Source organism: Pseudovibrio japonicus (assembly GCF_014651595.1).
GTDB lineage: Bacteria > Pseudomonadota > Alphaproteobacteria > Rhizobiales > Stappiaceae > Pseudovibrio > Pseudovibrio japonicus.
In genome coordinates, this window is record NZ_BMXE01000002.1 from 482,844 (window position 1) to 499,476 (window position 16,633).

General features: G+C 53.2%; 13 protein-coding genes. 7 read left to right on the forward strand and 6 right to left on the reverse strand.

What is annotated here, in order from left to right; genetic code table 11:
- Positions 1-7: 7 nt before the first annotated feature.
- The 5 genes from polA to IE076_RS06970 all read right to left on the reverse strand — a co-directional run bounded on the left by polA (position 8) and on the right by IE076_RS06970 (position 6,545).
- Positions 8-2,950 (reverse strand): DNA polymerase I, encoded by a 2,943-nt coding sequence (gene polA, locus IE076_RS06950; protein WP_189436037.1) that lies wholly within the window; start codon positions 2,948-2,950, stop codon positions 8-10.
- A 192-nt stretch (positions 2,951-3,142) separates the two neighbouring features.
- Entirely contained in the window at positions 3,143-3,610 is a 468-nt protein-coding gene (locus tag IE076_RS06955; RefSeq protein WP_189436038.1) for a hypothetical protein, read from the reverse strand.
- On the reverse strand, positions 3,607-4,383 hold the full coding sequence (locus IE076_RS06960; protein ID WP_189436039.1) for a DUF2092 domain-containing protein: 777 nt from the start codon (positions 4,381-4,383) through the stop codon (positions 3,607-3,609). The genes IE076_RS06955 and IE076_RS06960 overlap by 4 nt, the downstream gene beginning before the upstream one ends.
- A 179-nt stretch (positions 4,384-4,562) precedes the next feature.
- On the reverse strand, positions 4,563-5,609 hold the full coding sequence (locus IE076_RS06965) for an acyltransferase family protein (protein ID WP_189436040.1): 1,047 nt from the start codon (positions 5,607-5,609) through the stop codon (positions 4,563-4,565).
- A gap of 96 nt (positions 5,610-5,705) precedes the next feature.
- The gene (locus IE076_RS06970) at positions 5,706-6,545 is read right to left on the reverse strand and encodes an endonuclease/exonuclease/phosphatase family protein (RefSeq protein WP_189436041.1); all 840 of its coding nucleotides are present in this window, start codon (positions 6,543-6,545) and stop codon (positions 5,706-5,708) included.
- Positions 6,546-7,120: 575 nt separating this feature from the next.
- On the opposite strand from IE076_RS06970, the gene IE076_RS06975 reads away from it, so the two are divergent.
- Positions 7,121-8,266: a serine hydrolase gene (locus IE076_RS06975; RefSeq protein WP_189436042.1), complete on the forward strand. Its 1,146-nt coding sequence runs from the start codon at positions 7,121-7,123 to the stop codon at positions 8,264-8,266.
- Positions 8,267-8,276: 10 nt separating this feature from the next.
- Here the strand turns inward: IE076_RS06975 and IE076_RS06980 are convergent, their stop codons facing one another.
- Positions 8,277-8,816 carry an FxsA family protein gene (locus tag IE076_RS06980; RefSeq protein ID WP_189436043.1) on the reverse strand — a complete coding sequence of 180 codons (540 nt, stop codon included), beginning with the start codon at positions 8,814-8,816 and terminating at the stop codon, positions 8,277-8,279.
- A gap of 294 nt (positions 8,817-9,110) precedes the next feature.
- On the opposite strand from IE076_RS06980, the gene IE076_RS06985 reads away from it, so the two are divergent.
- From IE076_RS06985 to murJ, 6 genes are read left to right on the forward strand one after another with little or no spacing between them, the layout of a single operon-like run.
- A complete protein-coding gene (locus tag IE076_RS06985; RefSeq protein ID WP_189436044.1) occupies positions 9,111-9,857 on the forward strand; it encodes a Tim44/TimA family putative adaptor protein in 747 nt (248 codons plus the stop codon).
- Between the two features lie 35 nt (positions 9,858-9,892).
- The gene (gene mltA, locus IE076_RS06990) at positions 9,893-10,963 is read left to right on the forward strand and encodes a murein transglycosylase A (protein ID WP_209008918.1); all 1,071 of its coding nucleotides are present in this window, start codon (positions 9,893-9,895) and stop codon (positions 10,961-10,963) included.
- A gap of 26 nt (positions 10,964-10,989) precedes the next feature.
- Positions 10,990-11,661, forward strand: coding sequence for a Smr/MutS family protein (locus IE076_RS06995; RefSeq protein ID WP_189436045.1), 672 nt, complete (start codon positions 10,990-10,992; stop codon positions 11,659-11,661).
- Positions 11,662-11,679: 18 nt separating this feature from the next.
- Positions 11,680-12,051 carry a helix-turn-helix domain-containing protein gene (locus tag IE076_RS07000; protein WP_189436046.1) on the forward strand — a complete coding sequence of 124 codons (372 nt, stop codon included), beginning with the start codon at positions 11,680-11,682 and terminating at the stop codon, positions 12,049-12,051.
- 58 nt (positions 12,052-12,109) lie between these two features.
- A complete protein-coding gene (locus IE076_RS07005) occupies positions 12,110-14,938 on the forward strand; it encodes a [protein-PII] uridylyltransferase (RefSeq protein WP_189436047.1) in 2,829 nt (942 codons plus the stop codon).
- Between the two features lie 6 nt (positions 14,939-14,944).
- On the forward strand, positions 14,945-16,498 hold the full coding sequence (gene murJ, locus IE076_RS07010; protein WP_189436048.1) for a murein biosynthesis integral membrane protein MurJ: 1,554 nt from the start codon (positions 14,945-14,947) through the stop codon (positions 16,496-16,498).
- Positions 16,499-16,633: the final 135 nt, after the last annotated feature.

Here is a 16,633-nt window from a genome sequence, read left to right on the forward strand (position 1 = left end):
AGAGGCGCTAGTGCGCCTCTTCCCAGTTGGGGGCGGCTTCGGCTTCCACCTTGAGGGGGATGGAGAGCTGGAGGGCCGGCTCGGTGGCTTTTTCCATGGTGGTGATGACGAGTTTTTTGGTCTCGTCTACCTGATCCTCAGGCAGTTCGAAGATCAGCTCGTCGTGCACCTGCAGGAGCATTTGGGCGTCCAGATTTGCTTTTTCCAGAACCTCGTCCATACGCACCATGGCGCGGCGGATGATATCGGCCGCTGAGCCCTGAATTGGGGCGTTGATGGCTGCGCGTTCGTAGAACTGGCGCATGTTCGGGTTCTTGGTGTTTACATCCGGGTAGTGGGCGCGGCGGCCAAAGATGGTTTCGACGTAACCATTTGCATGGACGAACTTTTTGGTCTCTTCCATGTACTCTTTGATGCCGGGGAAGCGCTCAAAATAGGTTTTGATGTAGTCACCTGCTTCACCGCGAGCGATACCCAGCTGGTTGGCAAGGCCGAAGGCGGAGATCCCGTAGATGATGCCGAAGTTGATTGCTTTTGCACGGCGGCGGACCATTGGATCCATGCCTTCAATCGGTACACCAAACATCTCGCTTGCCGTCATAGCGTGAATGTCGAGCCCATCGGCAAAGGCCTGCTTGAGCTGCGGGATATCGGCCATGTGAGCAAGCACGCGCAGTTCGATCTGGCTGTAGTCGGCAGAAATGAGCATTTTGCCCTTTTCAGCCACGAAAGCCTGACGGATCTTGCGGCCCTCAGAGGTTCTGATCGGAATGTTCTGGATGTTTGGCTCGGACGAGGACAAACGGCCCGTAGAGGTGGAGGCCAGCGAGAACGAGGTGTGGACGCGGCCAGTTTCCTGATTGATGAAGCTTGGCAGGGCGTCAGTGTAGGTGGATTTCAGCTTGCTGAGCTGGCGCCACTCTACGATCTTGCTTGGCAGCTCATGGCCCTGCGCGGCGAGGTCATCCAGAACAGAGGCTGAGGTAGACCAAGCGCCGGTTTTGGTTTTTTTACCGCCGGGCAGGCCCATTTTGCCAAACAGGATTTCACCCAGTTGCTTTGGTGAGCCAACGTTGAAGATTTCGCCTGCTTTATCGTGGATTTCAGCTTCCAGCGCGGCAGCGCCCTGGGCGAACTCGCCGGAGAGCAGGGAAAGCATCTGACGGTCGATGGAGATGCCACGGCGCTCCATTTTGGCCAGTGTTGCCACCATCGGGCGCTCCAGACGCTCGTAAACCACGGTCATTTCCTCAGCCGCGAGGCGTGGTTTGAGGATTTTCCAGAGGCGCAGGGTGACGTCTGCATCTTCCGCTGCATAGGCGGTGGCTTTGTCCAGCGGCACCTTGTCGAAGGAAATCTGGGATTTGCCGGAGCCGCACACTTCCTTAAACGGGATTGGCGTGTGATTGAGCCAGCGCTGGGACAGTTCGTCCATGCCGTTGCCGCCTTTGCCAGCATCAAGCGCGTAGGAAAGCAGCATGGTGTCGTCAAACGGCGCCATTTCCACGCCGTAGCGCTTGAGCACGAGCCAGTCGTACTTCATGTTCTGCGCGATTTTGAGGACAGCCGGGTCTTCCAGCATTGGCTTGAGCAGGGCGATGGCTTCTTTTAGCGGGATCTGGCCTTCCAGAAGCGCACCGCCGCCGAGCAGATCACCTTCGCCGTCCACATGCGCCAGCGGGATATAGCAGGCCTTGCCCGGTGTACAGGAGAGGGAGACGCCCACAAGGCCAGCTTCCATGGCGTTGAGGTCATCTGTCTCGGTATCCACAGCTACATAGCCCACTTCGTAGGCTTCAGCTATCCACTCTTTGAGGCGCTCGGTGGTGGAAACTGTTTCGTAGGCGGAATTATCTACAGGAAGAGCTGATATTTCAGCTGCAACTTTCTCTGCCAGAGGGCCAGCAGTCCATGCTTTACCCTCAAGTTCTCCCGCGCCATCCTCAGCTTGTTCTGCTGGTTTTACCGTGCTTTCCCAACCTTCGATCACAACATCCGCTGGCTCGATGTTTTCCAGCACGGAACCGGTGACATCAGCCACCTTTTTGGTGAGGCTGGTGAAGCCCATTGCCTTGAGGAAGCCAACAGCCTGTGCGCCGTCCACATCACAAACGGAGAAGTCTTCGACCGGGGTTTCAACCGGCACAGCCTCTTCCAGCTGCACGAGGCGCTTGGAAATGCGGGCCTGCTCGGCGAACTCGATGAGGTTCTCGCGGCGCTTCTTCTGCTTGATGGTTTCGGCCTGCTCCAGCAAGGTGTCCAGATCACCGAATTCGTTGATGAGCAGGGCGGCAGTTTTCAGGCCAATACCTGGGACGCCCGGCACGTTATCAACGCTATCGCCGGCCAACGACTGCACTTCGACCACCTTTTCCGGGCCGACACCAAACTTCTCAAAGACCTCTGGCTTGCCGATGATCTTGTTCTTCATGGTATCGACCATGCCGATCTTATCGGTGACCAACTGCATCAGGTCTTTATCGCCGGAGACGATTGTGACGCGGGCGCCGGCTTCTTCCGCCTGACGGGCGTAGGTGGCGATCAGATCATCGGCCTCATAGCCTTGTTGCTCAATGGCAGGCACCCCGAATGCGCGGGTTGCCTGACGGATCAGGCCGAACTGAGGGCGCAGGTCTTCCGGTGGCGGCGGGCGGTGGGCCTTATATTCCGGGTAGAAGTCGTTGCGGAATGTTTTGCCGGACTTATCGAAGATCACGGCGAAGTGGGTCGGCTCGTCACCTTTTTCTTTGGTGGGGCCTTCCTGCATCATCTTCCAGAGCATGTTGCAGAAGCCGGAAACCGCGCCAACGGGCAGTCCGTCGGGCTTGCGAGTGAGCGGCGGCAGCGCGTGATACGCGCGGAAAATGAAGGTAGAGCCATCGATCAGGATGAGGTGATCGTTCTCTGTGAGAGCTGGGGCAATGGATTGTGTCGACATGGGCTGGATCATGCCCGCCTTGGGCCCACAAAGAAAGAGGGATTAGCCCTTTTTCAATGATGTTTTATTGCATTGCACGTTCAGATAGTTCGGTGCGCTCTGCGCTACACTTTTCTGCATGCCTATTCTCATCGGGAAATCACCTGAAACGCTTCAGGAAACACACAAGCACGCTTGTTCAGCTTGCTGTCTCCCAGGCCAGTTTTACGGTGTTTCTGGTGCCTTGTAGGGCATGAAGCCAGATTGATTGTTGCGGATGGTCGGTTTGAAACTTCCTTCCGGGCAAATGTAGATCAGCTCGTTTTCAAGGCGTACCTGCTGGCACTCATCGCTCAGCTCGTACACGAAGCCACTATTGTTCCTGCCGCTGACGAAGTAGTCATTGGTGGCAGGCTCTTCTCCAGAGACCGTCTCTGGTGCATCGTAGACCGAGGTGTTGCACAGGTCGCGGATTCTATCACGGTATTGGGAGCCGCCCAGATCCACAGTGCCACTGCGCTTCATCCATTCCTCTTCACACTCCGCGACCTCAGCTGGTGTCGCCTTTTCTGGAGGAGGAGGTGTTTCCTGCGCAAAGGAGGAGGCGATGCTAACGCCAGTGAGAAAGGTCAGAAGCGCCATGCACCTGGCTATGTTGCCTTTAGTTCGTGTAGTTGTGCTGGAGTAACTCATTGTGAGCTCCCTCCGCTTTCTGCTGTCGTCAGGGCAGGCAGGCTGAAATGCTCGGCACCGGCTGGAGGACTGAAGTTGAAGTCTTCCTGCTTGAGCTGAGGATCAAGGTTCCATCCCCTGTAAGACAAGTGTGTTTGGGGGGCACCTTCTATGTTTTTGTATGTGATTATGAGGTAGCCGGGCAGGCCGCTGTCTTCGTAGACCCAGAGCTGCCAATCGACCAGATCGTTAAAGAAAGCGAGGTGATGGGCAACGCCTTCTGGCAGCACCTCACGCCCCACATACAAGGCCTGCGTTGTCAGCTCATCCAACATCTTGTCCAGCTCCGGATTTACCAGATCAATCCCGGGCAGGGTGAGTTGAAACTCATCGCGCAGCACCTCGATAAGCTCAGTAGAAGTGCCGGTGAAGTCTCCTTGCGTGTAGATATTTCGCGTCTTGTCGAAATAGGTGATGATGCCGTCATCGAAGAAGATTTCACTGATCCCATCCGGGCGTGGGAGATCGATCCTGATGTCTCCTGCACCCAGAATGTTGACGGTGTATTCAAAGACAAAATTCAGCGGCACCCCGTCCTTGAAGATGCGCTCTTCACTGGCATAAACAGTAAAGGTCATCTGATCGATTTCGCTGAACTTTTCTATGGTTTCACGCAGGACACGCCGTGCCTCCTCCTCGTTTTGGGCAGAGGCAGGCAAGGGGCGCAACTCCAGCCAGCTGATAAAGCTGACAATGAGAAGAAATGACAGAACTCTGAGAGCCCCGAGTTTCATTGATACACAAACCCTGATTTTGTCACACGGCAGTCAATCCTATTGAAACCCTAAGCAAAGACCTGAAAGACCGTCTGAACCCAACCGCTAAAATTGACCGTTGTAGGTGTATATGTCGCAAAGAAGCCCCGAAAACTGCGGTTTCGGGGCTAAGTCAGGTCAGGCTGATCGTACTTACATCAGGTTGGTGACGGGACAGGACGTTTTGTGCCGGGCATCTGGGCGATGTAGGCCCAAGCGGGTCGCTTGAACAGAAACTCGAGGTAGCCCAGTTTGTTGATCAGCCAGAACAAGATCATTGGTGCTATGGTGGCGGTGCAGGTGACGATTAACGAAATAGCACCAGCATCCTCAATGAGGCCCAGCTTCAACAGAAGCGTGCGGGAGACTGCCATGGGGAAGAAGAAGGACAGGTAGATCACGATGGAGTTCTTGCCCATGTAGCGCAGCAAGTCCAACAGCTTAACCTTGGAGAGCAGGGCAGAGACTGTGATGACCGCCAGAGCGCCCAGGCCACCCAATGCCAGAGAGGCAAATGGCAGCTCCGAATAGCCGTAGCTCACGGCAAAGCCGTTGACGAGCGCCCAGAGGACGATAAAGGCTAGTCCTGTCAGGACATTCTCACGGACCCAATCGGCGATCGCGAAGATCTTCTGGGCGAAGATATAGCCAGCGAAAAAGAACACGAAGCGGGAGGCGGTTTCGTCAATCAGAACGGAGCCGGTGTGTATTTGGCTGATCTGAAGACCTGCCGCGACCAGCAAGGTCAGCTGCCATGGCACCTTCATGGAGTGCAGCAGCTTGGTGATGACGAAGAAGACTGGCAGGGCGTAGATGAACCAGAGTGTCCCGAAAGGTTGCACGAAGGCGAAGGCGTAGTTCATCATTACGCTCTCCCAGGCGACTTCCGCCGCGAACGAAGGGGCCTTCATGCCGAACTGGATGGTGAGCCAGAGGATGTAGAAATAGAAGAAGTGGACGACCTTGCGGTCCAGATACAAACGCCAGTCCCGGTCGATTGTCAGAGCAAGGAACAAGCCGGAGATCATGAAAAAGTCCGGCATACGGAAGGGCTTAGCAAAGGCCACGATCTCGCCCATGAACCCCATTTCGCCGGTAGCTTTGCCAACCCCGAGGGTTGAATGCATCATCACTACGAGAAAGATGCAGAACCCTTTCGCGTAATCGACCCAATCCACGCGATTGGCTGTTTGCTGCGCCGCCATGTCATCCCACCCCACAAATGTACAAACTAATATTTACAATTGTAAGTTTTACGGAGCACGAATACCAGCGGGAAACTGGCAGAGTTCGATTATTGGTTACTGAGCGTCATCCAAATCCACGGTGACAGACACATAGCCATGTTGTCCGAAGCCCACAGAGGATGCACTCACCTCAACGACGTTAGAGTAATCCTGTGGATTACCTGTGCCTAATATGTGGGTTACATCTACCTCGGCATGCTCGGTCATATCGATGTTGGTTTGGGAGCAAAAACCGGCATTTAAAGTGCCCGTCCCGTCAAGAAACTCAATGATGCGCTCGCCTGCTGGAATGTTGATGTCATTGAAATCTCCACCAATGACAACCGGACCAGCACTGGTGTCGCTTTCCATTTGCTGGATGATGTTGCAGATGCCTTCCTGCTGATCTTCATTGCTCACAGTAGGATCATTATCGACCCGGCCTCCGAAGGTATCCGGGATCGGCAGGTGGACATTGTACAGGTGCAGGGGCTCACTGGATTGGCTATCGTTCACGATTGCCCAGACGCCATTTTGAGTACGGTTGTCAAAGGGAACGGTCCATTCCCCATAGGCATTGCCAACACTGAAGCGGGGATCATCCCTCAGCCAGATTTCCTGACCGTCGCTGGCGACAATCAGATCGTAATCATCCTCTAGCATGTCTGCGATCTCGTCGCTGCCCCTTGAGGTTTCTGAGAGCAGTAGCACGTCTGCATCTTCGTTGTTGAAGATGGTTTCCGCCAGATTCTCGTTGGTTGGGTTGTTGTTGATATCCCGGCCCGTCACATTCCATGCCAGGATTTCAATCGGCGCGGCTTCAGCCAAAGCCGACACAAAAAGTCCGGACAGTGCCAAAATAGAAAAGATCCTGGGTTGTCTGCTCATCAAGCGCGCTGCACGAAACTTAGCCATTTTACAAACCCCTTTATAAAATGAAGTACCAACCACCTGCTCACTAAGAGACTCTTTATGATCGCCGCGATCCGAACCTCTTCAGAGCCATCTCAAACCTGAGGGTCTCCAGTGAACCGCGACTTTTAGGAGGGGGCAACACCGCCAATTATTGGGGGCTTCGCTGAAACGTTTCAGATCTCTCATCAATGCCGCACGCCACTCGCGCACCTGCTGCTTCTTTGCAGTGACGCGGCGAAGAATTCGTTAGCACAACGATTTTTTCCCAAGACATTAGGCCACTAAGATTTCTGGATAAAGGCTGGCGGCGTGGGGCGCTTAATCTTTGACAGGTTTTTCGGAGGTTACACCTGAAGTCTGCTCGGTGTAGGGTGTATTATCGTCTCAATCAGCGTTTGCAACGGGTCCTGATTTAGCGCAGGTTTTACCAGATTCTGAACTGTTGAGTGCAACCATATAATCTAAGAGTATATTAGTTATATCCGCCTAGAATATATTTAGTAGAACCAGATATTCTGGAGTTGCAAGTGCTTAGGTATTGTCAGGTGTTATGCGCCATAGCAGGTTTGATCATCATGCCTACTTCGGTGTCGGCGCAAGAGACGCACAACACCCCGGAGTTACTCCAGGAACTCTGGAATGGGCCGGGCCTTAACGCCGATGACTTTGCGCCTGAAGTTTTTAAAAAGGTCTCACAGGACTATCTGGAAGAAATCCTCTCCGAACAACGTGAAGTATACGGCCCTGCGCTTAGTGTACAGCCGACTGCCGACAATCACAGGTTTCTTATCGAGACAGAAACCTACTCCATCCCAGCACTTGTTAAGCTGAACGAGGCAGGGCAACTGACCGGACTGTTGTTCCGCTACGGTCATATCAAAGATGTGGACCATGGAGACCTGCTGGAGCGCATCCGGGAGCAGACCAAAAAGCAAAGTTATGTGCTGATGGAAAACGGCGAAGTCCACGCAGAGCATGATAGCAATGTGCGGATGGCGGTCGGTTCAGCATTCAAGCTTTTTGTACTTGATGAGCTGGCGCAGCAGATTGATGCCGGTAACTTTGACTGGGACGAAAAAGTTACTCTGGAACAACGCCATATCTCATTTCCCAGCGGCACTATGCAGGAAGAACCTGTCGGCAAGATGTTTGCCCTGCTGGATGTTGCGCGCAATATGATCTCAGTTTCAGACAACACCGCGACGGATCTGCTAATGGATGTGATCGGGCAGGAGAACGTGATGTTGCCGGGTGCAAGCTCACCGGCACTGACCACGAGGCAGTTGTTCCACCTGAAAGCTGACAAACACGCTGCGGAGGCTTATCTCAAAGCCGGACCTGAAGAACGTGCGCATATTCTTATGGATTTGCCCGCCCGCCTGCCGGCTATTGACTTGGTTTCCGGGCCTGTGACCGATGGAATTGAGTGGTACGTTTCCACACGAGAGCTGTGCGACGTTATGACAGAGCTGAAGGATATCAAGGGAATTTTCGTAAATCCGGGTGTGGCGGATCCGGATAACTGGACTGCGCTTGCTTACAAAGGGGGAAGCGAGACCGGTGTGCTCAACATGACCTACGCGCTGGAGGATCAAGAGGGAAACGAGTGGTGTTTCTCAACCACATGGAATGCCAAGGAGAAGCTGGACAACACCTACCTGATTGCGCTGGTCGCCACTTTGTTGGAGAGCCCGCAAACTCTTGAGGCGGCTCTCCAGTAAGTGAAGCGGGTTAACGACGCTCGTTATCGTCAGTAGAAGACCAAGGGCTGATCTGATCCGGGTCGCCGGAGCGCGACCGGTTTGGGTGATCCTGATCGTCATCATGATGACGGGAGGAACTCCACTCGTCCTCATTCAGGTCCACCGTACCATCACGGCGTCGGTAACCAGGATTGACGTTAAGGTTCTGCACTTTTACATGGCGTGCCAAGTAGTTGCCGATTACCTCACGCAGCGGAGGGATGAAGAGCAGAAGGCCGATGGCGTCGGTAAAGAAGCCCGGAATGAGCAGCATAAGACCCGCAAAGACGATCATGGCACCATGCATCATCTCATGGCTTGGCACTCGGCCTGCATCCATTTCGGCCCGCATGCGCATGAGCAAAGATAGGCCCTGCTGGCGCAGCATGTAGGAACCGGCAACTGCGGTCGCCACAGTCAACAGGATGGTAGGAATTGCCCCGATTACACTACCAACCTCAATAAAGAGGTAGATCTCAATTGTTGGCAGGAGAATGAAACAGGCAAGAATGATAAATCCGAGTGGCATAGCGTCCGCGTTGGTTAAGGTATATTTTGATTATTAATGATCACATTTTGAGACGATCACACATATAGTGGGTGGTCTTCGCAGAAATGCAATGACTGATGCAAGCTTATACTTGGATGATAAGACCTTAAAAAGGCGTTGGGATGAACACGAAATAACTGGATGTTGGCGCTAGAAACCTTAAATTAGTGACAGAGCCTGTAAAAATGCGCTAGAGCACATTATCTAGATATCTAATGCATTTGATCATCGGCTCTTTGCAGCCAACGAGTAAAGGACCGGTCGGTACTCGGAATGAACGAAATATTCGACGTCTACAACATAATCTTCCTTATTGCGGCAGTGGTTATTTTCCTGCGGTTACGCTCCGTTTTGGGCAATCGCACCGGTAACGAACGTCAACCTTTTGACCCGTATTCTGCCAAGCAAAAACAAGACTCTCAAAAAACTCAGCCTGTTGATACCGAGGACAACATCATTCCTCTGCCGGGCAACGAGCATGTTCATCATGATCCTGAGGTCGCTGAGCGTGAAGCTCGCGAACAGATTGAGGCCGAGATCGACAAGGTTGCCAAGAAAGGCACTGAGCTGAACCACGGTCTGCGTGAAATCTGGAAAGCTGAGCCGTCTTTCAACCCTAAAGAGTTTGTCGGAGGTGCTCGCGGTGCCTACGAGATCATTTTGATGTCGTTTGCACAAGGTGATCGCCGCACACTCAAAGACCTTCTTTCTCCGGAAGTCTTCAGCGGTTTCTCCGCTGCGATTGATGACCGTGAAAGCCGTAACGAGCGCGTTGAGTCCACTTTTGTTGGCATCGACAAAGCCGACATTGTGGAAGCGGTCTTCAACCAAAAAGACAATCTGGCTGAAGTAACTGTTCGCTTCAAAGGCCAGATGATCACCGCGACGCGGGATTCCGAAAACCGTATCGTGGATGGTGACCCAACCGCAGTCAGCGATCTGACGGACATCTGGACCTTCGCCCGGGAAACCGGTGTGAACGATCCAAACTGGAAGCTGATTGCAACTGAATCTGCATGATGTTTTCACTCTCTCGCGGCGCCATGAGTTTCATTATGGCACTCAGCGTCGCGGCGGGGATAAGTTCTGCCGCTGCAACTGGAAGCACCATAACAAACGACCACAGGACCATGCGAAGCGCGACGCTCTCCGGACCACTTGATCCCGACGGAATCGATGGATGGGCTGCAGATGATCATTCTGCGGCCCTTTCCGCATTTGTGGCTCACTGCGAGGGCAGTGGGGAGCGGAGCCAGCCGACAAAGGCGTTTGGCATTAGCGACGCAGATTTACGCACGATTTGCTCAAAAGCGCTCAAAATCAACGTAAACAACGCAAATGAAGCGAAAGCCTTTTTAGAACAGAACTTTACGTTTCATCGCGTGGAGGACGACGGGTTTGTGACCGGCTATTACATGCCGGAGCTGGAAGGCTCGTTGGTTCGCACTGGAGACTATACTGTTCCCCTCCATGGGTATCCCACGGACCTGAAGGTGCTACCGACTCGCGGCGAAGTGATGGACGGCGCGCTGGATGGCATGGGCCTTGAGGTGCTTTGGCTAAAAGACCCGATAGATGCATTTTTTACAGCTGTTCAGGGGTCCGCCCGCATTCGCCTGCCCAATGGCGAGCTGAGACGCCTTGCCTTTGCCGGCAAGTCTGGCCACCCGTACACCGCAATTGGCCGGGTGCTTATTGAGCGGGGCGAAATATCTAAAGATAACATGGGTATGGATGCACTTCGTACCTGGTTAGCTAAGAATCCATCCCAGCAGAAAGCCGTGTTTCGACACAATAAATCCTACATCTTCTTTGAGTTACAATCTGCGGAAGAAACCGAGGTTGCCGCAATTGGAGGTGCAGGAACAGCACTGACAGACCTGCGATCACTGGCGATAGATGATGATCTGCACACATATGGCAGTTTAATTTTTGTCTCCAGTGAGTTAAGGACCTACGACAAATCAGGAGACCGCTTCGCCAAGCTGATGGTTGCGCAAGATACCGGATCTGCAATCAAAGGCCCTGCGCGGGGTGATATCTATGTTGGAAGTGGTGCAGAGGCAGGTGCCGTTGCCGGGAATATCCGTCACCGTGCGGAATTCTATCTCCTTGTTCCAAAATAATAATTGATCGTGGACGGATCGGATAGATGACGAATGGTGATCGCGCTAAGCGAGCCAAAACAAAACAGCTGACGGACGCAGACAAGCGCTTGTGGGACAGAGTGAAAGCCACTTTAACGCCCCTGCATCAAGAGCGTCTTTCCGACATGCTGGAAGACACAACGCAGCTTTCCGAGCCAAATCAGCTGCTCCAGCCCACTCAAGGAGCTGGGAAGCCCCAACCTGAGCTTAAGCCGCAACTGGTAACTCCAGCGAAGCCACAGGCGAAAAAGTCTCGTGGTCTCAATGGGAAGACAGCGCCGGACTACATTCCGCCCAAGCCTGTGATCCCAAGTATTCCGCCGCTTTCGCCGCTGAACAAGAAGGAACGCAAGAAGGTTGTACGTGGCGGCAAGGGCTATTTTGATGCGCGGATCGACCTTCATGGTCTCACCCAGTATGAAGCCCATCAACGCTTAACCTCCTTCATCTATCAGTCGCAAGCCATGGGCTATTCTCTGGTGCTTGTGATCACCGGCAAGGGTATGGATAGCTCCCATAGTCCTTACGGTGACGATCGCGGCGTTCTGCGTAGAATGGTACCGCAATGGCTTTCTCTTCCGGATATGCGCAGCTGTGTGGTAGGCTTCGATCAAGCTCATGTTTCGCATGGGGGCAGCGGTGCACTTTACGTTCGTATTCGCAAACGTAAGAAATAGGGCAGGAATTTCAGCAAGATGACGCCTTTTGGAGCCAAGGTTAGAGAGCTGCGGGAAAAGCAGAAGATCACCCTGAAGGAAATGGCGGAAGCCCTTTCAGTTTCCTCCGCTTACCTAAGCGCGCTTGAGCACGGCAAGCGTGGTACTCCGACATGGTACATGGTTCAGCGCATCATCACCTATTTCAACGTCATTTGGGATGAAGCTGAAGAACTTCAACGGCTTGCGGAACTCTCCAACCCGAAGATCACCATCGATACAGGCGGTTTGACGCCTCGGGCGACAGAGCTGACCAATATGCTTGCCACCAAAATCAATGGGCTTTCAGAAGAATCCCTTGAGCACCTGATTCACCAATTAAGAGTGGTTAGCTCTCGCGACAATATCTAGTCTAAGCAGACAAAGCTCTGTAAAGTCAGTCTGCTGACTCTCGAAGTGGACTTCTGATATGACGCCTAAAGAACTTAAAGTGGATCAACTTCTTGATCCTCAATTGCTGCGCAACGAACTCAAGGAGCTGGTTGCGAAGTATGATGGGGACGGCAGCAGCTTCAAGCTGCGCAATGACGTCCTGTCAAAGCTGAAGGCGACTCACAAGACCGCTCAGGAAAAGATAGAAAAGCTACTGCTGGATGATGGCAAGGGCCTGCGTTGTGCAAAGCGGCTTTCTTACTTGCAGGATATCCTCATTCAGGTGATCTACGATTTTGCGACCACCTATGTCTATCCTGCTGAAAATCCTACGAAATCCGAGAGAATCAGCGTCATTGCCGTTGGTGGTTATGGTCGTGGCACCATGGCGCCGCACTCAGACGTGGACCTCCTGTTTCTTTGGCCCTACAGGCAAACGCCCTGGGGCGATCAGGTCGTAGAATTCATCCTCTACATGCTCTGGGACATGGGACTCAAGGTCGGGCACTCAACGCGCAATCTTGATGAAACCATCAAGCAGTGCCGCGAGGATATGACGGTGCGCACAGCGGTGCTCGAAGCACGTTATGTTTGTGGTGATCTTGAGTTGTTTCAGGAGCTTACAGCCCGTTACGATAAGGAAGTGGTTGTAGGAACCGGACCTGAGTTTATTGCTGCCAAGTTGGCAGAGCGGGATGAGAGGCATGAACGGCATGGGGCTTCGCGCTATCTTGTTGAGCCGAACATCAAAGAAGGCAAAGGCGGGATGCGCGATCTGAACACGCTGTTCTGGATCGCTAAGTATTTTTATCGTGTTCCCAATGATTTAGGGCTGGTCGCGAAAGGGGTGTTCTCCCGAAAAGTCTTGAATCAATTCCGAAAATCCCAGGATTTTCTCTGGGCTGTGCGGTGCCATTTGCATTTTCTGACGAACCGGCCAGAAGAGCGGTTGAGCTTTGATGTTCAACGGGAAATTGCCGATCGGCTTGGATATCTGGACCACCCCGGCTTGCGTGCTGTTGAGCGGTTCATGAAGCACTACTTCCTTGTTGCTAAGGATGCAGGTGATCTGACGCGCATTTTCTCTGCGGCCCTTGAAGAACAACACGTAAAGTCGGCTCCACGGATCTCTCGGTTTCTGGGCAGTTTTGTTCCCGGCAGCAAGCACAAGCGCCGATCTATCAAGGGAACCAAGGACTTCCTTGTCGAGAACGGGCGTATTATTGCGGCCAAGCCTGATATCTTCGAGAGAGATCCGGTTAATCTCATCCGCGTTTTCTATCTGATCGACAAGACCGATCTGGATATGCATCCGGAATTGCTGAAATTAATTCGTCGATCCCGCCGTCTGATCAACGCTGAGTTCCGCAAGAACGAGCAAGCGAACCGGCTGTTCCTGAAAATCCTGACCAGCCGGAATGATCCGGAAACTGTACTGCGGGCGATGAACGAGTCGACGATCCTTGGTCAGTTTCTTCCAGAGTTTCAGAAGGTTGTCGCGATGATGCAGTTCAACATGTATCATCACTACACCGTTGACGAACATCTCATCCGTTCCGTTGGCGTGCTTTCCGAGATTGAGCGCGGAATGGGCGGGGATAGTCACCCGCTGGCGACAGACCTCATCAAATCGGTTCACAGTCGCAGGGTCCTTTACGTTGCAACGCTTTTACATGACATAGCGAAGGGGCGGCCGGAGGATCATTCGATTGCGGGTGCAAAGATTGCGCGTAAGGTTTGTCCACGTCTTGGCCTATCTCAGGCTGAGACTGATACAGTTGCCTGGCTGATTGAACAGCACTTGGAGATGAGCACGGTCGCGCAGTCCCGCGACTTGAGTGACCCTAAAACCATCAAGGATTTCTGCCGAAAGGTGCAAAGTCTGGAACGTTTGCAGCTCCTGTTGATTTTGACAGTTGCGGATATTCGCGCGGTTGGCCCCGGTGTTTTCAACGGCTGGAAGGGGCAGTTACTGCGCACGCTCTACTATGAGAGCGAGACCATTTTGAGTGGTGGTCATGGCCGCATGAGCCAGCAGCAGCGGGTTGATCATGCCAAGCATGAGCTGGCGGAGCAGTTGGAAGGGTGGAACGCTGAAGAGGTGAAAGCCTATCTGGATCGGCATTATCCGGCTTACTGGCTGCGGGTTGATCTGAAAGACAAGATCAGACACGCCAACCTCATTCGCATGACAGATGCAGAAGAAGAGCATCTGGCCACCTATGTTGAAACCTATGCTTTTGAAGGCATTACGGAAATCACAGTCCTAGCGCCGGACCATCCACGATTGCTCTCAACAATCACGCGGGCTTGTTTTGCGGCTGGTGCCAACATTGTGGATGCGCATATCGACACCACAAAAGACGGGCTTGCGCTGGATAGGATCTATATCAGTCGGGAGCTGCCGGAAGACAGAGATGAATACCGTCGCGGGGAACGGATTTGCTGCATCATTAAAGAAGCACTCCGAGGGACTGCACCAATTCCGGAGGTAAAGGGTCGGGCGAAGAAGCCGAATGCACGTAACAAGGCGTTCTCTCTGCAAACCACTGTTTTGGTTAGTAATTCATGGTCCGAGAGCTATACGGTGCTTGAGGTAACTGGACTGGACCGACCCGGCTTGCTTTCAGATTTGACCACCGAAATCTCCGCATTGAATCTGAACATCGCCAGTGCGCATGTTGGCACCTTTGGAGAGAAGGCGGTTGACGTGTTTTACGTGACGGATCTGACGGGCCAGAAAGTGCACAATGTGGGGCGTCAGGAATCCATTCGCGATAGACTTAGAAATGCATTTGACGGTAAAAAGCCACAAAAAGCATCTACGAGCTCCCGCCGTAAGCTGCAAAAACATACGGGTAAGTAATTTTAAATGAGCCTTTTCAAGAGCTTCGCCACAGTTGGTGGTGCAACGATGCTGAGCCGCCTTTGTGGGTTCGGGCGAGATGTAATGCTGGCTGCCTTTGTTGGCACCGGCCCAGTTGCTGATGCTTTTGTTGTGGCTTTCCGCTTGCCCAACCTGTTCCGCAGACTGTTTGCAGAAGGTGCGTTCAACTCAGCTTTTGTGCCGCTTTTTGCCCGTTCAGTTGAGGAAGAGGGACAGCAGGGAGCGCGGAAGTTTGCTGGTGAGATTGCGGCAGCCTTGTTCTGGACGCTGGTTGTTATCCTCGCACTAGCCGAAGTGTTCATGCCGTATCTCGTGCATGTGCTCGCGCCGGGATACTACTCTGATCCAGCCAAGTTTGACCTCACAGTTCTGATGTCCCGGATAGCGTTTCCGTATCTGCTATTCATGTCGCTGCTTGCCTTTGTGAGCGGAATTCTTAATACATTTCAAAAGTTTCTGGCTGCCGCGATGGCACCCGTGATGCTTAATGTGGTGATGATTGGGGTCCTTGCGGGCATCGGGTTTTATGGCATGGAGCCGAACCAGACCACCGGCGTACTGCTGGTGACTGGTGTTGCTGTTGCAGGCATTGTTCAGCTCGCGGTTGTTGCCGTTGCCATGAAGCGGCTTGGTTTTCGCATTCCGATTAAACGGCCACGCTGGACGCCGGGCGTTAAACGACTGCTCGTTTTAGGCGTGCCGGGCGTGATTGCCGGGGGTATCACACAGATCAACATCACCGTCGGCACTATCATTGCTTCTCTGGAAAGCAGTGCAAATTCATACCTTTACTATGCAGATCGGATCTACCAGCTGCCACTTGGTGTGGTGGGTATTGCGATTGGTGTGGTGTTGTTGCCGAGCCTGACGCGGCAGCTGCGTTCCGGCCAAGAAGAGCTGGTTCATCATACGCAGAACCGGTCGATGGAGTTCGCACTTGCGCTGACGCTTCCAGCGGCAGTTGCTCTCGTGATTATCCCGGACACGGTGATCTCCGTGCTGTTCCAGCGCGGTCAGTTTTCTGATGCTGCTGTTGCGCAGACTGCCACGGCTTTGATGGCGTTTGCTGTTGGGTTGCCAGCGTTTGTGCTGAATAAGGTTCTGTCACCGGGCTTTTTTGCGCGGGAAGATACAAAAACCCCAATGTACTTTGCCGCTGTTGCTATGGTGGTGAACGTTGCTCTTTCAATCCTGTTGTTCCCGAGCCTCAAACACGTGGGCATTGCGATTGGGACGACCGCCGCGGGGTGGGTCAACACCAGTTTGCTCGCTTTCGTGCTCTGGCGCCGCGGGCATTTTGTTGTCGATGCAGCATTGTTGAAGAGGATTCCGCTATTGGGTCTGGCGAGCGTTCTGATGGGCGTTGTGGTGTATGGAGGAACTGTGGTTCTGGCACCGCTTTCCGCGTCCAATCTGTTCGTCGTGCGCGCCAGTGAGCTTGTTATTCTGGTCGCCGTCGGGCTGGTTTCCTTTGGAATTCTGGTGCAACTGACTGGTACTGTAGATTTTCGCTCACAATTGCAGAAATTACGGCGATAAACGCAGTCTGTCCTTGCAAAGCACTTGCACACAGGGAAAAGCGCCGCCATAACCACCGAGCTTAATCTGCGCGGGCTGTCCTAGTTTGTTTGTCACCCATCCGAACTATGCCCACGCAACCCACTGGCCCTTCCA